This is a genomic window from Kitasatospora sp. NPDC056076 (genome assembly GCF_042266305.1).
In the GTDB taxonomy this organism is placed as follows: Bacteria; Actinomycetota; Actinomycetes; order Streptomycetales; family Streptomycetaceae; genus Kitasatospora.
This window is the reverse complement of record NZ_JBHJWG010000001.1, coordinates 417,572-438,250: the sequence shown is the minus strand read 5'-3', so window position 1 is coordinate 438,250 and position 20,679 is coordinate 417,572. Positions and strand designations below refer to the sequence as shown.

At 71.9% G+C, this 20,679-nt stretch carries 19 protein-coding genes; 8 read left to right on the top strand and 11 right to left on the bottom strand.

The features are described from left to right. Positions 1 to 143: 143 nt before the first annotated feature. Entirely contained in the window at positions 144 to 1,484 is a 1,341-nt protein-coding gene (locus tag ACFC1T_RS02075; RefSeq protein WP_375882309.1) for a hypothetical protein, read from the bottom strand. Between the two features lie 372 nt (positions 1,485 to 1,856). On the opposite strand from ACFC1T_RS02075, the gene ACFC1T_RS02070 reads away from it, so the two are divergent. After that, positions 1,857 to 2,042, top strand: a complete 186-nt coding sequence (locus ACFC1T_RS02070) for a PspC domain-containing protein (protein ID WP_207813471.1) — start codon at positions 1,857 to 1,859, stop codon at positions 2,040 to 2,042. 86 nt (positions 2,043 to 2,128) lie between these two features. Here ACFC1T_RS02070 and ACFC1T_RS02065 read toward each other — a convergent pair whose 3' ends face one another. From ACFC1T_RS02065 to ACFC1T_RS02055, 3 genes are all read right to left on the bottom strand, one after another. Beyond that, the gene (locus ACFC1T_RS02065) at positions 2,129 to 2,512 is read right to left on the bottom strand and encodes an ATP-binding protein (protein ID WP_375882306.1); all 384 of its coding nucleotides are present in this window, start codon (positions 2,510 to 2,512) and stop codon (positions 2,129 to 2,131) included. A 215-nt stretch (positions 2,513 to 2,727) separates the two neighbouring features. Continuing rightward, on the bottom strand, positions 2,728 to 3,885 hold the full coding sequence (locus tag ACFC1T_RS02060; RefSeq protein ID WP_375882303.1) for an adenosine deaminase: 1,158 nt from the start codon (positions 3,883 to 3,885) through the stop codon (positions 2,728 to 2,730). A gap of 128 nt (positions 3,886 to 4,013) precedes the next feature. Then, a complete protein-coding gene (locus ACFC1T_RS02055) occupies positions 4,014 to 4,982 on the bottom strand; it encodes a LysR family transcriptional regulator (protein ID WP_375882301.1) in 969 nt (322 codons plus the stop codon). A gap of 92 nt (positions 4,983 to 5,074) precedes the next feature. On the opposite strand from ACFC1T_RS02055, the gene ACFC1T_RS02050 reads away from it, so the two are divergent. The 3 genes from ACFC1T_RS02050 (at position 5,075) to ACFC1T_RS02040 (ending at position 7,672) form a co-directional block, all read left to right on the top strand. Continuing rightward, positions 5,075 to 6,352, top strand: a complete 1,278-nt coding sequence (locus tag ACFC1T_RS02050) for an MFS transporter (RefSeq protein ID WP_375882298.1) — start codon at positions 5,075 to 5,077, stop codon at positions 6,350 to 6,352. Between the two features lie 26 nt (positions 6,353 to 6,378). Continuing rightward, positions 6,379 to 6,933 carry a Uma2 family endonuclease gene (locus ACFC1T_RS02045; RefSeq protein WP_375882297.1) on the top strand — a complete coding sequence of 185 codons (555 nt, stop codon included), beginning with the start codon at positions 6,379 to 6,381 and terminating at the stop codon, positions 6,931 to 6,933. A gap of 64 nt (positions 6,934 to 6,997) precedes the next feature. After that, positions 6,998 to 7,672, top strand: a complete 675-nt coding sequence (locus ACFC1T_RS02040) for an alpha/beta fold hydrolase (RefSeq protein ID WP_375882295.1) — start codon at positions 6,998 to 7,000, stop codon at positions 7,670 to 7,672. A gap of 54 nt (positions 7,673 to 7,726) precedes the next feature. On the opposite strand, the gene ACFC1T_RS02035 is transcribed toward ACFC1T_RS02040, so the two are convergent. From ACFC1T_RS02035 to ACFC1T_RS02005, 7 genes are all read right to left on the bottom strand, one after another. Continuing rightward, positions 7,727 to 9,004, bottom strand: a complete 1,278-nt coding sequence (locus tag ACFC1T_RS02035) for a thymidine phosphorylase (protein ID WP_375882292.1) — start codon at positions 9,002 to 9,004, stop codon at positions 7,727 to 7,729. Between the two features lie 144 nt (positions 9,005 to 9,148). After that, the gene (locus tag ACFC1T_RS02030) at positions 9,149 to 9,541 is read right to left on the bottom strand and encodes a cytidine deaminase (RefSeq protein WP_375882289.1); all 393 of its coding nucleotides are present in this window, start codon (positions 9,539 to 9,541) and stop codon (positions 9,149 to 9,151) included. Next, positions 9,538 to 10,803: an ABC transporter permease gene (locus tag ACFC1T_RS02025; RefSeq protein WP_375882286.1), complete on the bottom strand. Its 1,266-nt coding sequence runs from the start codon at positions 10,801 to 10,803 to the stop codon at positions 9,538 to 9,540. The genes ACFC1T_RS02030 and ACFC1T_RS02025 overlap by 4 nt, the downstream gene beginning before the upstream one ends. Next, positions 10,800 to 11,954 (bottom strand): ABC transporter permease, encoded by a 1,155-nt coding sequence (locus tag ACFC1T_RS02020; RefSeq protein WP_375882283.1) that lies wholly within the window; start codon positions 11,952 to 11,954, stop codon positions 10,800 to 10,802. The genes ACFC1T_RS02025 and ACFC1T_RS02020 overlap by 4 nt, the downstream gene beginning before the upstream one ends. A gap of 3 nt (positions 11,955 to 11,957) precedes the next feature. Continuing rightward, entirely contained in the window at positions 11,958 to 13,538 is a 1,581-nt protein-coding gene (locus ACFC1T_RS02015) for an ABC transporter ATP-binding protein (RefSeq protein WP_375882280.1), read from the bottom strand. A gap of 304 nt (positions 13,539 to 13,842) precedes the next feature. Then, a complete protein-coding gene (locus tag ACFC1T_RS02010) occupies positions 13,843 to 14,898 on the bottom strand; it encodes a BMP family protein (protein WP_375882277.1) in 1,056 nt (351 codons plus the stop codon). 256 nt (positions 14,899 to 15,154) lie between these two features. Next, the gene (locus tag ACFC1T_RS02005; RefSeq protein WP_375882274.1) at positions 15,155 to 16,408 is read right to left on the bottom strand and encodes an amidohydrolase; all 1,254 of its coding nucleotides are present in this window, start codon (positions 16,406 to 16,408) and stop codon (positions 15,155 to 15,157) included. 335 nt (positions 16,409 to 16,743) lie between these two features. Here ACFC1T_RS02005 and ACFC1T_RS02000 point away from each other — a divergent pair, with 335 nt between their 5' ends. The 4 genes from ACFC1T_RS02000 (at position 16,744) to sdhC (ending at position 20,676) form a co-directional block, all read left to right on the top strand. Next, the gene (locus tag ACFC1T_RS02000; RefSeq protein WP_375882271.1) at positions 16,744 to 17,499 is read left to right on the top strand and encodes an SDR family oxidoreductase; all 756 of its coding nucleotides are present in this window, start codon (positions 16,744 to 16,746) and stop codon (positions 17,497 to 17,499) included. Positions 17,500 to 17,576: 77 nt separating this feature from the next. Beyond that, positions 17,577 to 19,226 (top strand): alpha/beta hydrolase, encoded by a 1,650-nt coding sequence (locus tag ACFC1T_RS01995; RefSeq protein ID WP_375882268.1) that lies wholly within the window; start codon positions 17,577 to 17,579, stop codon positions 19,224 to 19,226. A gap of 119 nt (positions 19,227 to 19,345) precedes the next feature. Next, positions 19,346 to 19,996 (top strand): 2-oxo-4-hydroxy-4-carboxy-5-ureidoimidazoline decarboxylase, encoded by a 651-nt coding sequence (locus tag ACFC1T_RS01990; RefSeq protein ID WP_375882266.1) that lies wholly within the window; start codon positions 19,346 to 19,348, stop codon positions 19,994 to 19,996. Positions 19,997 to 20,295: 299 nt separating this feature from the next. Further along, entirely contained in the window at positions 20,296 to 20,676 is a 381-nt protein-coding gene (gene sdhC / locus ACFC1T_RS01985) for a succinate dehydrogenase, cytochrome b556 subunit (protein WP_033332398.1), read from the top strand. Positions 20,677 to 20,679 lie beyond the last annotated feature (3 nt).

Here is a 20,679-nt window from a genome sequence, read left to right as displayed (position 1 = left end):
GGGCGCGGCCGCTGCCCGTGGCGCACACCCCGACCGCCCCGCCGCTGCCCCCGCACCCGCGGGCGGGCTGCCCCCCGTACCGCGCCGTGGCCCCACCCCCCCCGCATTCGCGGGGGGTCGCACGGGCCTCGTGCTGTCCGGGGTCAGTTCCCGGCGCCCTGGGCGCGCTGGCGGCGGCGGGCGACGACCAGGGTTCCGATGCCGAGGGCGATCGCGGTCGCGCCGGTGATCGCCATCGGGGCGGAGGAGGACCCGCCGCCGGTCGAGGCCAGCCGGGTGGCCTCCACGGCCGCCGGGGCCGGGGCGGCGGCCGCCGCCACCTGCACGGGCTCGGCCGCGGGGCTCGGGGCGCCGGTGGTGACCTGCGCGGCCGGGACGGCGGCGGCAACGGTGGCCGGGGCCGCCGGAGCGGAGGTGACCGGGGTGGTGGGAGCCGGGGTGCCGGTGGCGGCCGCGGCGGGCAGAATCGCGAAGTCCACCGCAGGGCTGGAGGTCCCCCGCTCGGTCCCGCCCGGACCGGCCAGGCTGTAGCCGTTGGCGAACACCGACTCGGCGCCCACCGGCGCGCCCTTGCTCCAGGCCAGCCGGAGGTTGACCGTACGGGTCTCGCCGTCGGGCAGCGGGATGACGTCCGCGTCCTTGTTGCCGGTGCGCAGTTCCACGCCCAGCTGAGGGCTGGGGATGTCTCCCAGCGGCGCCGGGGTGGCCGCCAGCCACTGGCCCTGCTGGGTCTGGAACTCCAGCTTGACGACATCAGCGGGGAGCGGGTGCTCGCCTTGGAACACGATCGCCGGGACGATGCGGAGGTCCTTGCCGGTGTGGTTGCTGTAGACCGCCTTGAACGCCTTGGCCTCGCCTCCGGCGGTGAAGGAGGCGGGTACGTCCTCGACCTTCACGTCCGGGAGCCCGACCGGGGGCGGGGTGGTCGGGCCACCCACCGGAACGACGGTGAAGCTCGGGGTGCTGCCCCAGGCCGGGGCGCCGCGCTGCTCGGGCGGCAGAGTCGGGTCCGAGACCACCGCGCTCAGACCGCTCCCGGCCTCGCCGCCCGAGATATCCGCGGAGAAGGTCAGCCGCAACTGGTAGGTGACCGATCCACCCGCCGGCAGATGCAGTTCGGTGGCAAAGGGGTCGAGCTCCCACCAGGCTCCGGTGTTCCAGCCCGGACGAAGCTTGGCGTCCTGCCACTGGGTGCTGCCGGGCTTCTGGACCTGCAGCTTGAGCTGCTCCTCCTTGAGGTTGGAACTGTTGACGACGAAGTCGGTCGTCACGTCCACCTGGTGGTCGGCGGTGTTCTTGAGGGTCGAGGTGAGTTCGACCGAGGTGCCGGCCGTGACCGTCTTCGGCATACCGCTCGTAGTGATCGTGACGAGCGAGCCCTGGCCCTGCGGCGCAGGAGCCGTCGGACCGGCCGTCGGGGCCGCCAGTGCCGCCGGGGCCGAGGTCAGGGCGGCGCCGGAGGCCAGCGCGGCAGCGGCGGCCACGGCGAGGATTCTGCGGGACTGATTGCGCAAGGGGACCTCACGGGAGAATTCGGGCGCAGCCCGAGAGAAGTGCGAAATCGCAGGCGTGAGGGGCCTCTTGAGGCCGTGACGGCGCCGCCGGATTTCCCCCCACCATCAGCGACCGCGGAATCATATCCCTCCGCCCCGACACCTTCGCGAACGGGTTTTTCCGTACCCGCACCTCCGGGTCATCCCTGAGGCGGACCCCGATCCGGGTCTCCGTCTTCCCGGTGACCTACCGGGGTCGAGGATCGCCTGGTGGGTGGAGGTTTCCGGGCCGGCGGCGGCGGAGTATGGAGGTACGCCCGCCGGACCACCCGGCACCGGCAGCCAGCCAGCCAAGGAGTTCCCATGAGCGCCCGCCTCGCCCGCCCCCGCCACAACCGCGTCATCGCCGGCGTCTGCGCCGGGATCGCCGAGCGCTTCGGCCTCACCCCGTGGACCGTCCGACTGATCTTCCTGCTGTCGTGCCTGCTGCCCGGCCCGCAGTTCCTGATCTACCTCGCGCTGTGGGTGCTGCTCCCCCAGGAGCCGTGAGGCCGTACCGGCGGGCACGACGACGGGCCGCCCGCCTCCGGAGGAGTTCCGGGGGCGGGCGGCCCGTCGTCGTGCGGGTGGCCGGATCAGCCGCCCAGGCCGCCCAGCGCGCCGGCAACCCCGCCGATCGGGGTCTTGTCCAGGCCGGGGACGTTCGGCAGGCCGCCGACGCGCTGCTGGGTGAGGCCGGCGACCGGGGCGGCGGGCGCGGCCTCGGCGGCCGGAGCGGCGGCGGGCTGGCCGGCGCTCGGGGTCAGGGTGCCGAGGGTGCCGGCGACCTTGTCGCCGCCGGGCAGCTTGGCCGCGGTGTCGGTGACCGCACCGGTCACCGCGGGGTTCGTCACCGCGCCGGTGGGCAGCCCGAGGCCGCCGGCCGCCTGGCCGGCCGCCGCGGAGGCGGTGCCGGCGCCGACCGCCGCGATGGCGATGCCGAGCGCCGCGGTACCGGCGGCCTTGAGAGCCTGCTTCATGGTTCGTCCCCTTGGGTCCTCGTCGGTGGCCGACATCGCACGGGGCGACGGACGGGCGAGTGCCGCCACGGCCTGTCAGCATTGACTGGCACACCGTAGTGACAGGGTCGCGCGAGAACCAAAGGGCGTTCACTCACCCGAGTGAGTAGTCGGATGAACGCCAACTTCCGTACCCGGAAGCCGCGTTCATCCGACCGCAAGGACGGGCCGTCGGCTCAGCTGCCGGCGGTGCCCGCGCTGAACAGCCACTCCGCCTTGAGCTCGGCGTAGCCCGGCTTGATCACGTCGTTGATCATCGCCAGCCGCTCGTCGAAGGGCAGGAACGCGGACTTCATCGCGTTCACCGTGAACCACTCCATGTCGCCCAGGGTGTAGCCGAAGGCGTCCACCAGGTGGCCGAACTCCTGACTCATGCTGGTGCCGCTCATCAGCCGGTTGTCGGTGTTCACGGTGACCCGGAACTTGAGCCGGCTGAGCAGCCCGATCGGGTGCTCGGCGTACGAAGCGGCGGCCGCCGTCTGGAGGTTGGAGGTCGGGCACATCTCCAGCGGGACGCGCTTGTCGCGCACGTACGCGGCCAGCCGGCCCAGCTCGACGCTGCCGTCCTCGTTCAGGGTGATGTCGTCGACGATCCGCACGCCGTGGCCGAGCCGGTCGGCGCCGCAGCACTGCAGGGCCTCCCAGATCGACGGCAGGCCGAAGGCCTCGCCCGCGTGGATGGTGAAGTGGTTGTTCTCGCCCTTGAGGTAGTCGAAGGCGGCCTGGTGGCGGGTGGGGGGGTAGCCCGCCTCCGCGCCCGCGATGTCGAAGCCGACGACGCCCGAGTCCCGGTGGCGGTTGGCCAGTTCGGCGATCTCCTGCGAGCGGGCGGCGTGCCGCATCGCGGTGATCAGGGTGCCGATGCGGATCCGGTGGCCGGCCGCGCGGGCGTTGGCCTCGCCCAGGCGGAAGCCCTCCTGGACGGCCTCGACGACCTCGTCCAGGCTCAGGCCGCCCTCCAGGTGCTGCTCGGGGGCGTAGCGGACCTCGGCGTAGACGACGCCGTCGGCGGCCAGGTCCTCGGCGCAGTCGGCGGCGACCTTGACCAGGGCCTCGCGGGTCTGCATGACGGCGCAGGTGTGCGCGAAGGTCTCCAGGTAGCGGACCAGCGAGCCGGAGTCGGCGGCCTCGCGGAACCACTCGCCGAGTTCCTTGGCGTCGGTGGTGGGGAGCCCCTCGTAGCCGGTCGCGGCGGCGAGCTCGACGACGGTCTCCGGGCGCAGCCCGCCGTCGAGGTGGTCGTGCAGCAGGACCTTCGGCGCGCGGCGGATCTGGTCGGGGGTGGGAATGCGCGGGCCGGTGCCCGCGGTGGTGACGGGGATCTGCTTCTCCATTGCGGAAATATAGCCCCTACGCGCGTAGACCTACCACCGGGAACACCACCGGATGGTCCAAAGCAGGACCGGAATTCCACCGCCCGGTCCATAGGATCCGCCAAACAGGCCGCATCGCGCCGACCACCTCAGTCGTGGTGCAGCAGCCGCCCCCGCCGGGACAGCACGAAGTCCCGGAACACCGCCACCGGCGGCGTCAGCGGCCGCCCCGCCGCCCAGGCCAGGCCGATCGCCCGCCGGGTCCGCGGCGCGGTCACCTCCAGCTCCACCACCCCTGGCCGCGGCACCAGCGCCGGCGGCAGCAGCGCCACCCCCAGCCCGGCCGCCACCAGCCCCCGCAGGGTCTCGGCCTCCTCCCCCTCGAAGGCCAGCCGGGGCACGAAGCCGGCCTGCGCGCAGAAGCCGTCCGTGATCATGCGCAGCCCGTACCCCTGCTCCAGCCCGACGAACGGCTCCTCGGCCACCTCCGCCAGCCGGATCCGCCGCCGCCCAGCCAGCCGGTGGTCCGCCGGGACGGCCAGGTGCAGCCGCTGCTCGTCCAGCGGGCGGGCCGTGAAGGCCGGGTCGTCCGGCAGCGGCGCGACCAGGCACAGGTCCAACTCGCCCGCCCGCAACCGCTCCAGCATCGCCGCGCCGTAGTCCTGCACCAGCTGGAACCGCACCTGCGGGTGCGCCGCCCGGAAGCCCCGCAGCAGCGCCGGGACGGCGTCCGGGCCCATCGTGTGCAGGAAGCCGAAGGCCACCCGCCCCACCGCCGGGTCCGCCTCCGCCCGGGCCGCCTCCGCACCGCGCTCCAGCTCCGCCAGCGCCCGCTCCACCGAGGCCAGCAGCAGCCGGCCCGCCCTGGTCAGCCGGACCGTCCGGCCCTGCCGGGCCAGCAGGCCCACCCCCAGCTCCGCCTCCAGCCGGGACACCGCGCGCGACAGCGTCGGCTGCGGCACTCCGAGCAGCGCGGCCGCCTGGGTCACGTGCTCCAGCCGGGCCACCGCGGCGAACCGCGCCAACCTGGGCGCCAGCAGCACGGCCGGCTCCTCCGGCCCCAACTCGGCCGCCCGGTAGGGCTGCTCCGTGCCGTCCGACCCGTCCGCCACGGCCATCCCCGTCCCACCTCGACTCATACACCAGTGCATCGATCATCCCCTCTTCATGCATTGGACGCATCAGCCGCGCCAGGCCTAGCGTCGGAGCCATGCAGCCCTCCGATACCAGGGCATCCGCGGCCACCCCGGATGCCTTCACCGAGCACACCCTCGACCGGGACGACCGCCACCGCCCGGGCGGGCGCGGCTTCCGCCGCGCCAACCTCGCCCTGTTCGCCGCCGGTGTCGCGACCTTCGTCCTGCTCTACTCCACCCAGGGCCTGCTGCCGGTCCTCTCGGCCGACCTCGACCTCACCCCCGGCCAGGCCAGCTGGACGGCCTCCGCCGCCACCCTCGGCCTCGCCCTCGGGCTGCTCCCGGCCAGTGCGCTGGCCGACCGGTACGGCCGCACCGCGGTGATGACGGCCTCCGTCCTCGCGGCCTGCGCCCTCGCCGTCGCCCTGCCCCTCGCGCCCGACCTCACTACCCTGGTCGTGCTGCGCGTCCTCCAGGGCGCCGCCCTCGCCGGGCTCCCCGCCACCGCCATGGCCTACCTCGCCGAGGAGGTCCACCCCAGCGCGCTGGCCTCCGCGATGGGCCTGTACGTGGCCGGCAACAGCATCGGCGGCATGGGCGGCCGGCTGATCTCCGGCTGGACCGCCGCCGCCCTCGGCTGGCGCTGGGGCCTCGCTGCCTCCGCCGCCCTCGCCCTGCTCGCCGCGCTCGCCTTCCGGCTGCTGATCCCCGCCGCCCGGCACTTCACCCCGGCCCCGGTGGACCCGCGCGCCCTCGCCCGCACCGTCGGCCGGCACCTGCGCAACCCGCTGCTGGTACGGCTGTACGCGCTCGGCATGCTGTTCATGGCGGTGTTCGGCGCGGTCTACAACACCGTCGGCTACCGGCTGATCGCCGCGCCCTTCCACCTGCCCGAGTCGATCGCCGCCTCGATCTTCGTCGTCTACCTGGTCGGCACCGGCACCTCCGCCGCGGTCGGCCGCCTCTCCGCCCGGCTCGGCCGGCGCGGCACCCTCTACGTCGCCGTCGGCGTGACCGCCGCCGGGCTGCTGCTCTCGCTCGCCGACTCCCTGGTCTGCGCCCTGCTCGGCCTGGTGCTGATCACCGCCGGCTTCTTCGCCGGCCACACCACCGCCTCCGCCGCCGTCGGCCGCACCGCCACCGAGGGCCGCGCCCAGGCCTCCGCCCTCTACCTGATCGCCTACTACCTGGGCAACAGCCTCGGCGGCACCCTCGGCGCCGACGCCTACCACTCCACCGGCTGGCCCGGCGCCGCCGCCGTCGGCCTCACCGCCATGACCCTCGCCGCCGCCGTCACCCTCCACGCCACCCACCAGGCCCGTACCACGAGGCGAGCGGTCGCGGACGCTTGACAGCGGGCGCGGATACACTCCGGAGTATGAGCGTCGATCCTGCAGTGTTCGCCCGGTTGCTTGAGATCGCGGATCAGCTGCCGAAGGTGCCGGGGATAGGGAAGGTCGAGATCGCCGAGGGCGAGATCGTCATGATGATGTCACCGGTCATGCGACACGAACTCGCTGTACTGCACATCGCCAGGCAGCTCAATGCGCAGTTGTCGACGACCCACCCGGGCCATATCGCGTACCACGGTGCGGACCTAGTGGACGTCGGCCTCGGCCAACTGCGCAATCCGGACCTGATGGTCTTCCCCGAGGCGGTCTTGGCGAGCGAGCAGTCGGCGGTTCTCCCGCACCAGGTGCTGCTCGCCACGGAAATCGTCTCCAAGTCCAACCCTGAGAACGACTACCTCAACAAGGTCCGCGACTACTCAGCCATGGGCATTCCGTACTACCTGCTCGTGGATCCCCGCACCGGCACCGGCATCGTGCATTCCGAACCGGGCTACGAGTCCCGCGAGAAGTTCGTCTTCGGCGACAAGATCACCGTCGGCCCCTGGACCCTCGACACCAGCGGCCTGCTCACGTACGCCTGACACCCGCCCGGCGGGCCCGTAGGTTTCCTCTCGTCAGTTCGTACGAACAGCAGAGGAATTCACCATGGCCACCTTCGTCCTCGTCCCCGGCGTCCTGCACGGCGGCTGGTGGTACCGGCCGTTGACCGGGCGGCTGCGGGCGGCCGGGCACGAGGTGTACCCGGTGACGCTGAGCGGGGTGAGCGAGCGCGGGCACCTGAACAACGGGGCGATCAACCTGGACACCCACGTCCAGGACGTGCTGGGCCTGCTGGAGGCGGAGCAGGTCACCGACGCCGTGCTGGTCGGGCACAGCTACGGCGGGATGGTGATCTCGGCGGTCGCCGACCGGGCTCCGGAGCGGGTGGCCGCGCTGGTGCACGCCGACGCCTTCGTCCCGCGCGACGGCGAGTCGGCCCACGCGATCGTCGACGACCTCTGGAAGCAGCGGTACCTGGCCGGTGCCGCCGCCGGGAACGGGCACACCATGGTGGGGCTCCACCCGGCCCTCGACCCGCGCGCGACCGTCCACCCGATGGGGACCCTGCTCCAGCCGGTGCGCCTCACCGGGGCGGTGGACGGGATCGCCCGCCGCGTCTACATCCACGCCGAGCGCTTCGAGGGCACCCCGTTCCTGGAGACCTACGGCCGGCTCCGCGACGACCCGGCGTGGACGGTGCACGCCCTCCCGGTCGGCCACGACCTGGTCCGGGAGGCGCCGGAGGAGTTCCTCAAAATCATGCTCGCCGCGGCGGAGTAGCCGGGCCGCGGGGGGCGCGGCGCGATGCGGTCGCGCCACGCCCCCGTCCGACCACTACGCGATGCGGTCGAGGACGATCGGGTTCGGGGTGAACGCGGTGCCCGCCGGGGAGACCCCGATGCCGCCGGCCAGCGCCTCGATGGCGTAGTCGTAGCGCTCCGGGGTGTCGGTGTGCAGGGTCAGCAGGGGCTGGCCGGCCACCACGGTGTCACCGGGCTTGGCGTGCATCTCGACGCCGGCGCCGGCCTGCACCGGGTCCTCCTTGCGGGCGCGGCCGGCGCCCAGGCGCCAGGCGCAGACGCCGATCGCGTAGGCGTCCAGCTCGGTGAGCACGCCGGAGGCGGGCGCCGGGATGACGTGCTGCTCGCGGGCGACCGGGAGCGGGGCGTCGACGTCGCCGCCCTGGGCGGCGATCATGCGGCGCCAGTGGTCCATCGCGGAGCCGTCCCGCAGCGCGTCGGCCGGGTCCTTGCCGTGCACGCCGGCGGCGGCGAGCATCTCGCGGGCCAGGGCGAGGGTCAGCTCGACGACGTCGGCGGGACCGCCGCCGGCCAGCACCTCGATCGACTCGCGGACCTCCAGCGCGTTGCCCGCGGTGAGGCCGAGCGGGGTGGACATGTCGGTGAGCAGGGCGACGGTGTTGACCCCGGCGGTGGTGCCCAGGCCGACCATGGTGCGGGCGAGCTCGCGGGCGTCGTCCAGGTTCTTCATGAAGGCGCCGGAGCCGACCTTGACGTCCAGCACGAGCGCGCCGGTGCCCTCGGCGATCTTCTTCGACATGATCGAGGAGGCGATCAGCGGGATGGCCTCGACGGTGCCGGTGACGTCGCGCAGCGCGTACAGCTTCTTGTCGGCGGGCGCGAGGCCGTCGCCGGCCGCGCAGATGACCGCGCCGGCGTCGCGCAGCACGTCCATCATCTCGTCGTTGGAGAGCAGGGCGCGCCAGCCGGGGATGGACTCCAGCTTGTCCAGGGTGCCGCCGGTGTGGCCGAGGCCGCGGCCGGACAGCTGCGGGACGGCGGCACCGCAGGCGGCGACCAGCGGGGCGAGCGGGAGGGTGATCTTGTCGCCGACGCCGCCGGTGGAGTGCTTGTCGCTGGTGGGCAGCGGCAGCGAGGAGAAGTCCATCCGGACGCCGGAGCGGATCATGGCCTCGGTCCAGCGGCTGATCTCGTGCGGCTTCATGCCGTTCAGCAGGATCGCCATGGCCAGCGCGGACATCTGCTCGTCGGCGACCTCGCCACGGGTGTAGGCGTCGATGACCCAGTCGATCTGAGCGTCGCTCAGCTCTCCGCGGTCGCGCTTGGTCCTGATGACGGAGATGGCGTCCATGCGTGCTCCAAGAGGGGTTTCAGATGCGTCGTGCACATGCGTCGTGCACATGCGTCGAGAAGATGCGTGGAAAGCGAAGAGTGCCGCGAGATGACCGGGTTCCGGCCCACTCGCGACACTCTACGCGCGTAACAATTGCCGAGGCTAGAGCCGCTCCGGACCGAACGCGTCGGGCAGGACCTCGCTCATCGGCTTCACGCCGGAGGCCAGGTCGACCAGCAGTTCCGGCCCGCCGTGCTCGTACAGCAGCTGGCGGCAGCGCCCGCACGGCATCAGCAGTTCGCCCGCGCCGTCGACGCAGGTGAAGGCGACCAGCCGGCCGCCGCCGGAGGCGTGCAGCGCGGACACCAGCCCGCACTCGGCGCACAGCGCGAGCCCGTACGAGGCGTTCTCCACGTTGCAGCCGCTGACCAGCCGACCGTCGTCGACCAGCGCCGCCGCGCCGACCGGGAACTTGCTGTACGGGGCGTACGCGCGGCCCATGGCCTCGCGCGCCGCCTCGCGCAGCCGCTCCCAGTCGACCGCGGGGGCCGTCACTTGCCCTGGCCCTTGCGGTAGACCTGACCGTCGGCCTTGGGCATCCGCAGACGCTGCGAGGCCAGCGAGAGCACCACCAGGGTGATCAGGTACGGCGTGGCGACGATCAGCGGACGCTGCACCTCGTCGGTCAGCGCGTACCAGGCGCCCAGGCCGCCGGCCACCACGAAGGAGACCACGGTCGCGGTGAACTTGCGGCGGTACAGCTGCCACAGGGCGAACAGCGCCATCGCGATCGCGACGACCAGGATCAGCACGTGCACCGACTCCGGGTCGCGCAGCTGGAGGCTGTCGGTGAAGCCGAACAGGCCGGCGCCGATGGCGAGGCCGCCGGGCATCCAGTTGCCGAAGATCATCGCCGCGAGGCCGATGAAGCCGCGGCCCAGGGTCTGGCCGTCCTTGTAGAAGTGCGCGGCGACCAGCGAGAGGTACGCGCCGCCGAGGCCCGCGAAGGCGCCCGAGGCGATGACCGCCAGGTACTTGTACTTGTAGACGTTGACGCCCAGCGACTCGGCGGCCGTCGGGTTCTCACCGCAGGAGCGCAGCCGCAGGCCGAACACCGTGCGCCAGAGCAGGAAGTAGCTGGCCACGATCAGCACGGCCGCCAGCACCACGACCACCGAGAGGTTGGTGACCAGGCCGCCGAGCACGCCGGCGACGTCGGAGACCAGGAACCAGTGGTGGTTCTCGATGCTCTTCAAGCCGGAGGACAGCCCCGGGACGGTGATGTACGGCAGCGGGTCCGCCGGCGGGGACTGGTTCGCCCCGGCACCGGCCGAGATGTAGTCCTTGTAGTAGATCCGGTTGACGTACGCGCAGATGCCGGGGATCAGCAGGTTGATGCCGACGCCGGAGACGATGTGGTCGACGCCGAAGGTGACCGTGATGACCGCGTGCAGCAGACCGCCGAGCGCACCGCCGAGCATGCCGGCCAGCAGGCCGACCCACGGGTTGACCAGGTAGCCCGCCCAGGCGCCGCAGAAGGTGCCGGCGACCATCATGCCTTCGAGGCCGATGTTGACCACACCGGCCCGCTCGGACCAGAGCCCGCCCAGACCGGCCATGCCGATCGGCACGGCGGAGCCGAGCGCCGCGGCGACCTGACCGGAGGAGGTCAGCGAGTGGTTGCCGGTGGCCATGCCCACGGCGGCGAAGAGGACCAGGGCGCCCGCGATCAGCAGGAGCACCACGGGCCAGGACAGCTTGCGCTTCTTCGCGGGCGCGCCCGGCGCCTTCGGACGAGCGGCAGTCGCCGTGCTCACGCGGACACCTCCTTCTTCTCAGTGGCCGCGAGCTGGGCGGCGAGCTGGGCGCCGACCTTCTGCTGCTGGCGCTTCAAGCCGTAGCGGCGCACCAGCTCGTACGCGACGACGACGCAGATGACGATGGTGCCCTTCATGACGTCGACGATCTCGAACGGGAACCCGCCCTTGAGCGGCAGCTGGGCACCGGTGGCGTCCAGGAAGGCGAAGAGCAGGGCCGCGAAGGCGATGCCGATCGGGCTGTTCCGGCCGAGCAGGGCGATCGAGATACCGAGGAAGCCGAGGTTCGGCTGGAAGCTCTGGCCGTAGTAGTACGAGTTCTGCAGCAGCTCGGGCAGGCCGATCAGACCGGCGATGGCGCCCGAGACCACCATCGAGGTGACCACCATGCGCTTGACGTTCACGCCGGACGCGGTCGCGGCGGACTCCGAGCGGCCGGTGGCGCGCAGGTCGAAGCCGAAGCGGGTGCGGCTCAGGGTGAACTGGAAGACCACACCGACCAGGGCGGCAATGAAGATGAAGCCCCAGAGGTCCCCGCCGGCGGTGGGGATGGTGAAGAAGTGGCTGGACTGCGAGACCGGGTCGGTCTGGATCGAGTTGGTGGTGCCGCTGACCTTCGGGGCGAAGATGCCGGGGACGAGCAGCAGACCGACGATCGCGAGCGAGATCGAGTTCAGCATGATGGTCGAGATGACCTCGCTGACGCCGCGGTAGACCTTGAGCAGACCGGCGATGCTCGCGTACAGGCCGCCGACCAGCATCGCGGTGACCAGCAGCAGCGGGATCTGGATGAACGACGGCAGGTCGACCTGGGCGCCGACGAAGGCCGCGAACAGCGCGGCGACCTTGTACTGGCCCTCGACGCCGATGTTGAACAGGTTCATCCGGAACCCGAACGCGGCGGCCGCGGCGGCCAGGTAGTAGGTGGTGGTCCGGTTGAGGATGTTCACCTGGCCGTCCGACTTGGTGGCGTACGTGATCATCACGTTCCACGCGTCGAACGGGTTCTTGCCCGAGGTCGCCAGCAGCACGGAACAGATCGCGACGGAGAGCACGACCGCGAGCACCGGCGCCGCCAGTGCGAGCACGATCCGCTCACCGCTGATCCGCTGCGCCAGGCTGCGCTTGGCGGCGGGGTTGGGACTGGTCATGGGTTACTCCCCCGCCTGCGGGTCGTCGGCGGTGTCGGTGTGCGGGTGCTCGGCCGCGGCCTCGGTGCCCTCGGCGGCGACGGCCTGCGCCTCGGCGACGGCCTCCGGCTCGGACTCGATGTGGCCGGCGGCGGCACCGGTCATCGCGGTGCCGAGGTCCTCGGCGGTGACGGTGGCCGGGTCGGCGTCGGCGACCAGGCGGCCGCGGTAGATGACCCGGATGGTGTCGGAGAGGCCGATCAGCTCGTCCAGGTCCGCCGAGATCAGCAGGACGGCCAGGCCCTCCCGCTGGGCGACCCGGATGTGCTCCCAGATCTGCGCCTGCGCACCGACGTCCACACCGCGGGTGGGGTGGGCGGCGATCAGCAGCTTCGGCTGGTGGCTCATCTCGCGGCCGATGATCAGCTTCTGCTGGTTGCCGCCGGAGAGCGAGGCCGCGGTGACCTCGATGCCGGGGGTACGGACGTCGTACTCCTGGACGATCCGCGCGGTGTCCTCGCGGGCGGCGGCCGGCTTGAGCAGCACACCGCTGGAGTTGGGCGCCTCGGTGACGTGGCCGAGGATCCGGTTCTCCCAGAGCGGGGCCTCCAGCAGCAGGCCGTGCTTGTGGCGGTCCTCGGGGATGTAGCCGATGCCGGCCTCGCGGCGGGCCCGGGTCTGGGTGCCGGAGAGGTCCTTGCCGTCCAGGGTGACGGTGCCGCCGTCCAGCGGCAGCATGCCCATGATGGCCTCGACGAGTTCGGCCTGGCCGTTGCCCTCGACACCCGCGATGCCGAGGATCTCGCCCTTGTGGATGCGCAGCGAGATGTCGTCCAGGACGACGCGCTCGATGCCCTCGGCGTCGGTCTTGGCGATCCTCAGGTCCTCGACCTTGAGCATCTCGGTGGTGGTGACGGTCGACTCGCGGCTCTCCGGGGAGGGCAGCTCGGCGCCGACCATCAGCTCGGCCAGCTGGCGGGCGGTCACGGCCTTCGGGTCGGCGTCGCCGACCGTGGTGCCGCGCCGGATGACGCTGATCGCGTCGGCGACCGCGAGCACCTCGTGCAGCTTGTGCGAGATGAAGATGACGGTGACGCCCTCGGCCTTGAGCTCGCGCAGGTTGTCGAACAGCGCGTCGACCTCCTGCGGGACGAGCACGGCCGTCGGCTCGTCGAGGATCAGGATCTTGGCGCCGCGGTACAGCACCTTGAGGATCTCGACGCGCTGGCGGTCGGCGACGCCGAGGTCCTCGACCAGGGCGTCCGGGCGCACGCCCAGGCCGTACTGGTCGGAGATCTCCTTGATCTTCGCCTTCGCCTTGGCACCGATGCCGTGGAGCTTCTCGCCGCCGAGGACGACGTTCTCCAGCACGGTGAGGTTGTCGGCCAGCATGAAGTGCTGGTGCACCATGCCGATGCCGCGCGCGATGGCGTCACCGGGGGTGTTGAACTCGCACAGCTCGCCGTTGATCGCGATGGTGCCCTCGTCCGGCTTCTGCATGCCGTAGAGGATCTTCATCAGCGTCGACTTGCCGGCGCCGTTCTCGCCCATGAGGGCGTGCACCGTGCCGGTGCGGACGGTGAGGTTGATGTCGTGGTTGGCCACGACACCGGGGAAGCGCTTGGTGATGCCGCGCAGTTCGACGGCCGGGGTCGCCGTCCCCGCGCTGGGGGTTCCGTCCTTGCGCAGGGGGACGGGGTCTGATGCGGTGATGGCGGTCTCCTGGTGGTCTGGAGGCGCGTCGTTGCGCTCGGAGGGCCAAGGGGGGACAGGGGGGAAACGTGGAGACGGAACGGGGCCCGGGGGTGCGCGTCGAGCGCACCCTGCCGGGCCCCTCCCGTTGATCGAGTCGATCGTCACGCTGCCGGGCAGGCGGCAGCGTCAGGTCGCGTCCCGGGACGCGCCGGCCTCAGGAGGTCGGCGCGGTCGGGATGGTGGTCGCGCCGCTGGTGATGGCGTCGCTGGCGGCCTTGAGCTTGTCCTGGATGTCGTCGATCTTGCCGCCGGTGGTGGCGAGCGAGACACCGTTGGCCTTGAGGTCGAAGAGCTTGATGCCGGTGAACGGCGTGCCCTTCTTGACCGAGTCGATGTACGCGAACACCGCGTTGTCGACGTTCTTGACCATCGAGGTCAGGATGCTGTTCTTGAACTTCGCCAGGGCCGGCTGGTTGGCCTGGTCGGAGTCGACGCCGATGGCCCACTTGCCCGCGTTGGCGACGGCCTCGATGGAGCCGTTGCCGGAGGAGCCGGCGGCGGCGTAGATGACGTCCGCGCCCTTGTCGAGCTGGCCCTGCGCGGCCTCCTTGCCCTTGTCGGGCGAGTTGAAGCCGGTGAAGTCCGGGGGGGTGGTCAGGTAGGTGGTCTCGACCTGGATGCTCGGGTCGACGGACTTGGCACCCGCCTTGTAACCGGCCTCGAACTTCTTGATCAGCTCGGACTGCACACCGCCGATGAAGCCGATGTGGTGGGCCTTCGACTTGCTCGCGGCGGCGACGCCGGCGAGGTACGAACCCTCCTGCTCGGCGAAGAGCAGCGAGGTGACGTTGGACGGCTGGTCCTTGTCGTTCGAGTCGATGATCGCGAACTTGACGTTCGGGTTGTCCTTGGCGACCTTGTTGACCGCCGGCTGGTAGACGAAGCCGACCGCGATGATGGTCTTGTAGCCGGCGTCGACCAGGTTCTTGAGGCGGGTCTCCTTGTCGGCCTCGGCCTCGCCCGACTTGGCCTCGGCCTCGGTCACGGAGACGCCCAGGTCGGCCTTGGCCTTGTCGAGACCGCGCGCGGCGGAGTCGTTGAAGGACTGGTCACCGCGGCCGCCGATGTCGTAGGCCATGCCGACCTTGAGAGCGTCGGAAGACCCGGCGGAGGCGTTGGTGTCATTGCTCTTTGCGCCGCAAGCGGCGAGCGAGGCCATGCCCAGGGAACCCGAGAGCACAACCGCGGCGAGCTTCATTGAACGGCGCAAGGGAGTTTCTCCTTCTCACACGCACCCGATTAGCGTGGTCGGACGCCACCGTAACGCGCGTAGAACACGGTTGGGTTACGGGCTGCCGGAGCATTCGGGTTGTTATCAAACCGTGGTCTGACGGCCGTCCCCGAGCCCTTTTCCCGTGCGCGGACGGTGAATCCGAGACTTGGTCCGGCCCAGTCTACGGAACCGTTTCGAAACCCCGAATCTCGACAACGTGCTCACGCGTCGCCCGCAAACCCCCTTGAAACGGTCAGATCCGGTCATCCTCCAGGGCCAGCGCCGAGAACAGCTCCACACCCACGCCGATCGCCCGCTCGTCCACGTCGAACCGGCCCTGGTGCAGGTCACGGACGGTGGTGTCGCCGGGGGCCCGGACGCCCAGCCGGGCCAGCGCGCCCGGGGCCTGCTCCAGGTACCAGGAGAAGTCCTCGCCGCCCAGGCTCTGTTCGGTGCCCTCCACCACCTCGGCGCCGTCCCCGCCGAACCGGGCGGTCATCGTCTCCTCCAGCCGCGCGACCGAGACCGCCTCGTTGACCACCGGCGGCACCCCGCGGTGGTAGTCCAGGGTCCACTTGGCCCGGTAGGTCTCGGCGAGCTTGGCGATCAGCTCGTGCAGCAGGTCCGGCGCCTCGCGCCAGCCGTCCAGCTCCAGGCAGCGGACGGTGCCCTCCAGTTCGGCGTGCTGCGGGATGACGTTGGGCGCGGAACCGGAGGCGATCCGGCCCCAGACCAGGCTGACGCCCCAGCGCGGGTCCATCCGGCGGGCCAGGGCGGCCGGCAGGTCCGCGGCCATCCGGGCGATCGCGGTCACCAGATCGGTGGTCAGGTGCGGACGGGCGGTGTGCCCGCCGGGGCCGTCCAGGTGCAGCACCAGGCGGTCGCAGGCCGAGGTGATCGCGCCGACCCGCAGGGCGATCCGGCCCACCTCCACCTTGGGGTCGCAGTGCACCGCGAAGATCCGGCCGACGCCGTCCATCCCGCCCGCCTTGATGACGTCCAGCGCCCCGCCGGGCATGACCTCCTCGGCCGGCTGGAACACCAGCCGGACCGGGCGGCGCAGCTCGCCCGAGCGCAGTGCCCCGGCCAGCACCAGCCCGGTGCCGAGCACCACCGAGGTGTGCACGTCGTGGCCGCAGGCGTGGGCCCGGCCGGGGACGGTCGAGCGGTACGGCACGTCGGTCTTGGCGTCGTCGATCGGCAGCGCGTCGATGTCGGCGCGGAAGGCCAGGAACTCGGTGCCCGGAGCGGTGCCGGCCGGGACGAGGTCGACCAGCAGCCCGGTGCCGCCGGGCAGCACCCGCGGCTCCAGGCCCGCCGCGACCAGCCGGTCGCGCAGCAGGTTGGTGGTGCGGAACTCCTGGCGGCCGAGCTCCGGGTGCCGGTGCAGATCACGGCGGAAGGCGATCAGCTCGGGCTCCAGCCTCCGCACCCGGGCGCGCAGTTCGGCGGCGGGGCGTGCGACGGCGGGAGTGACGCCCGGCTGAGCGGGCTCAGGACGGTTCATCTCCCCAAGAGTAGGCCCGTTGGGGGGATTTGGCCCGACTTCCGGAAAACTAGTCCCCGGATGGGCGCATACCGGCCTGACAGGTGGGTATGACATCTCGTTTCAGCCGCCTTCCCCGGGTTGCTTGCCCTGTGCAACGATCACCCTGGCCGGTGGTCACGGCCGCCACCGGCTTGACGGCCGGACCCCCTGACGGCCGCTCAGCGGGCCCGTTCGGCGGCCGGTCCCCCCGTCGTACGCCCGGCGCCCGGCTGACGGGCCGGACCGGAGCGCTCGCTCCGCGCACCCGGTTGAGATGATCGGACGAACGACCGGATGAGCCCCAGGGAGTGGCAATGACCGAGCAGAAGGTGGCCGTGGTCACCGGTGCCAGCAGCGGAATCGGCGCGGCGACCGCCCGCCGGCTGGCCGCCGAGGGCTTCGAGGTGGTGCTGACCGCACGCCGGACCGAGCGGATCGAGGCGCTGGCCAAGGAGATCGCCGAGCGGGGCGGCTCGGCCAGGGCGCTCACGCTGGACGTCACCGACCGGGCCGCCGTGGACGCCTTCGCGGCCGAGGTCGGCCGGGTGGACGTCCTGGTGAACAACGCGGGCGGCGCGATCGGCGCGGAGAGCGTCGAGCACGGCGACCCGGCCGACTGGCGGGCCATGTACGAGGTGAACGTGCTCGGGGTGCTGCACGTGACCCAGGCACTGCTGCCCGCCCTGCGCGCCACCGGCGACGGCACCGTACTGGTGCTCTCCTCGACCGCCGCGCTGACCGCGTACGAGGGCGGCGGCGGGTACGTCGCGGCCAAGCACGCCGCCCACACCATCGCGGCGACGCTGCGGCTGGAGCTGTGCGGGGAGCCGATCCGGGTGATCGAGATCGCGCCCGGGATGGTGAAGTCCGAGGGCTTCGCCGTCACCCGCTTCCGCGGTGACGAGGAGAAGGCCGCCGCCGTGTACGCGGGCGTGGCCGAGCCGCTGACCTCGGAGGACATCGCGGACACCGTGGCCTGGGCGGTCACCCGGCCCTCGCACGTGAACATCGACCTGCTGGTGGTCCGCCCGCGGGCGCAGGCCGCCAACCACAAGGTCCACCGCGGCTGACCGGCCCCTCCCCGACGGGCGGCCCGACGACACCCCCTGATCGAACACGTGTCGTACACGAGTGGTACACACGTGCGATGACGATCTTCCGGGCCGCCCGCCCACGGGTGCTGCTGACCGCCTTGGCGGCCGGCACCCTCCTGCTCACCGCCGCCTGCAACGACACCGTGACGACGGCCCAGGACAAGGCCTCCGGCACCACCGCGCCCGCCGCCGGCAGCCCGACGACGGCCCCGACGCCCACCGCCGGGCCCAAGGGCGAGGCCGACCCGGCGCTCAAGGCCTTCTACGGCCAGCAGATCACCTGGGCGGACTGCCCGGCCGACCCCAAGGCCGACAAGGCGAAGATCGACACCTCCGGCATGCAGTGCGGCAAGCTGCACGTCCCGCTCGACTACGCGAACCCCGCCACCGACGCGATCGACCTCGCCCTGATCAAGTACGCGGCGGCCGACCGGGGCAAGCGGGTCGGCTCACTGATGGTCAACCCCGGCGGCCCCGGCGCCTCCGGCGTCGAGATGGTCAAGTACGGCGCCAAGGACTTCGACGGCACCTTGCACGACCGCTTCGACGTGATCGGCTTCGACCCTCGCGGCACCGGCGACAGCGCGCCCGTGGTCTGCTACGACGACAAGCAGCTCGACGCCGCCAACCAGGAGGACGCGCCGGACGACCCCGCCGAGCGCAGGGCCGCCCACGTCAAGCAGTCCACCGACCACGCCGCCGCCTGCCAGGCCAGGTCCGGCAAGCTGCTGCCCTTCGTCGGCACCCGCAACACCGCCCGCGACCTGGACGTGCTGCGCGCCGCCGTCGGCGACCGGAAGCTCAACTACCTCGGCATCTCCTACGGCACCTACCTCGGCGCGCTGTACGCCGAGGAGTTCCCGCAGAACACCGGCCGGCTGGTCCTGGACGGCGCCGTCGACCCGGCCCAGGACACCCTGGACCACGGCGTCGACCAGCAGGTCGGCTTCGAGAAGTCCTTCGAACGCTTCGCCGCCGACTGCGTGGACAACCACCCCGACGAGTGCCCGTTCGGCACGGACCGGACCAAGGCCGCCAAGAAGGCCGCCGACTTCCTGGACGGCCTCCACGACCACCCGCTGACCACCAAGGACGGCCGCAAGCTCGGCCGCGACATGGCCTGGACCGGCGTCATCTCGCTGCTGTACGGCGACGAGAAGACCTCCTGGCAGTACCTGCGGGCCAGCCTCGGCTGGGCGATGAAGCGCGATAAGGGCGACTACCTGCTGGCCTTCGCCGACGACTACAACGGCCGCGACGAGGACGGCCACTACAGCCCGATGGACGAGGCCAACAGCGCGATCAGCTGCGCCGACGCGGCCCGCCCCGCGCCGACCCCCGAGCACGCCCGGCAGGCCGTCGAACGGCTGCGGGCCGAGGCGCCGCTGCTCTCCAAGGACGTCACGGTGGACGACTACACCGAGCCCGGCTGCGCCTACTGGCCGTTCAAGACCCAGGAGAAGCCGCACACCATCCGCGCCGAGGGCGCCGCCCCGATCCTGGTGGTCGGCACCACCGGGGACCCGGCCACCCCGTACTCCTCCGCCCAGAAGCTGGCCCAGGGCTTCGCCAGGGCCACCCTGCTCACCCGGGTGGGCGAGGGCCACGGCGCCTTCGGCAAGGGCAGCGCCTGCACCGACCTCGCCATGGCCGCCTACCTGACCGACGGCACCATGCCGGCCGAGGGCACCCGCTGCGGCTGAGCCGCTAGCAGATCCGTACGGGGAGGGCGCTGACGAGAAGGTGTCAACGTCACAACTTGATAGCTCGTCCGGATGAATTCCGCGCGCGCCCTCCCCAACTGATGAGCGCTCAACTACCTTTGAGGAGCTGCCAGAACGGCGCCGCGCGCCCCCTCCGCAGCCCCATACTCCACCTGCTCCACCACCCCACACCAGCCGCTTCCCGCCCTCACGAGGAGGACCCGCTGGCCAGCGACATCCCGTCACAGCGGCCCGACGTCCGCAGCGAGCCGACCCTCCTCGGCCTGCACCGCTTCAACGAGGCGGACGCCGGCGCTGCCGAGGAGGCCCTGCTGGCCTGCTGCGGCAGCCACCGCTGGGCCCTGCGCCTCACCGCCCACCGCCCCTACCCCGACATAGAGTCCCTGCTGGCCGCCGCCAGCGAGGCCTCCTACGACCTGCGCCCGGCGGACCTCGCCGAGGCCCTGGCCGACGAGAGCTGGATGCCGCAGCCGCTGCTCGGCATGCGCGCCCCCGGCAGCCAGGCCGCGCACACCGCGCTTCGGGCCGCCCACGCCGCCTACGAGGCCCGGTTCGGCCACGTCTTCGTGGTCTGCCTGGACGGCGTCGACCCGGAGGAGATGCTCGACGCCGTGCTCTCCTCCATCCGCACCCGGCTGGCCAACGACCCGGACGAGGAGCGGCTGACCGCGGCGGACGAGCTCCGGCGGATCGCCCTCACCCGACTGGAGCACCTGGTCGCCACCCACTCCGAGGCCGGAGCGCGCTGAGCCCCCGCCCCCGGCGCGCCACGCCGGGGGCGGTGCGGCCGGACCCGATTTCATCCCCCTGGGTGAATCCGATCGCCGCCCGTCACCATGAAGCCCCAGGCTGGTCACTCAGCGTGACCGAAGTGGCCCGGGTTCCCTCCGTACTAGGCCAGAAGTGCCTGATTGATCACACCTGGGTACCCCGGAGGCGGTTCCCGACGAGGCGTCGATAGGATGCTGGCGGCCGGTGGACCGTACCCGGCCGGGCTGACCGACACCGAAGCCGGCCGAGCCCCCAATCGCTTCCGGAGGGTTTTTCCGTGCCGGCTGGAACGCTGTACCGCGGCCGGGAAGGCATGTGGAGCTGGGTGGCTCATCGAGTCACCGGCGTCCTCATCTTCTTCTTCCTGTTCGCCCACGTCCTGGACACCGCCCTCGTGCGAGTGTCGCCGGAGTCCTACGACACCGTCATTCAGACGTACAAGACTCCGCTCGTGAACCTGATGGAGTACGGCCTGGTGGCCGCCATCCTGTTCCACGCGCTCAACGGCCTGCGCGTCGTCGCGGTGGACTTCTGGTCCAAGGGCCCGAAGTACCAGAAGCAGATGCTGTGGACCGTCGTCGGGGTCTGGGTCGTCCTGATGGCCGGCTCCTTCTACGGCATCCTGCAGCACACGCTGATCTCCTGGTTCGGGAAGTGAGCT

Excerpts from the sequence above, each read along its gene's own strand:
- ACFC1T_RS02070 (WP_207813471.1), top strand. The coding sequence starts at position 1,857 with ATGAGCGCCCGCCTCGCCCGCCCCCGCCACAACCGCGTCATCGCCGGC.
- ACFC1T_RS02065 (WP_375882306.1), bottom strand. The coding sequence starts at position 2,512 with ATGAAGCAGGCTCTCAAGGCCGCCGGTACCGCGGCGCTCGGCATCGCC.
- ACFC1T_RS02060 (WP_375882303.1), bottom strand. The coding sequence starts at position 3,885 with ATGGAGAAGCAGATCCCCGTCACCACCGCGGGCACCGGCCCGCGCATT.
- ACFC1T_RS02055 (WP_375882301.1), bottom strand. The coding sequence starts at position 4,982 with ATGGCCGTGGCGGACGGGTCGGACGGCACGGAGCAGCCCTACCGGGCG.
- ACFC1T_RS02050 (WP_375882298.1), top strand. The coding sequence starts at position 5,075 with ATGCAGCCCTCCGATACCAGGGCATCCGCGGCCACCCCGGATGCCTTC.
- ACFC1T_RS02045 (WP_375882297.1), top strand. The coding sequence starts at position 6,379 with ATGAGCGTCGATCCTGCAGTGTTCGCCCGGTTGCTTGAGATCGCGGAT.
- ACFC1T_RS02040 (WP_375882295.1), top strand. The coding sequence starts at position 6,998 with ATGGCCACCTTCGTCCTCGTCCCCGGCGTCCTGCACGGCGGCTGGTGG.
- ACFC1T_RS02035 (WP_375882292.1), bottom strand. The coding sequence starts at position 9,004 with ATGGACGCCATCTCCGTCATCAGGACCAAGCGCGACCGCGGAGAGCTG.
- ACFC1T_RS02020 (WP_375882283.1), bottom strand. The coding sequence starts at position 11,954 with ATGACCAGTCCCAACCCCGCCGCCAAGCGCAGCCTGGCGCAGCGGATC.
- ACFC1T_RS02005 (WP_375882274.1), bottom strand. The coding sequence starts at position 16,408 with ATGAACCGTCCTGAGCCCGCTCAGCCGGGCGTCACTCCCGCCGTCGCA.
- ACFC1T_RS02000 (WP_375882271.1), top strand. The coding sequence starts at position 16,744 with ATGACCGAGCAGAAGGTGGCCGTGGTCACCGGTGCCAGCAGCGGAATC.
- ACFC1T_RS01995 (WP_375882268.1), top strand. The coding sequence starts at position 17,577 with ATGACGATCTTCCGGGCCGCCCGCCCACGGGTGCTGCTGACCGCCTTG.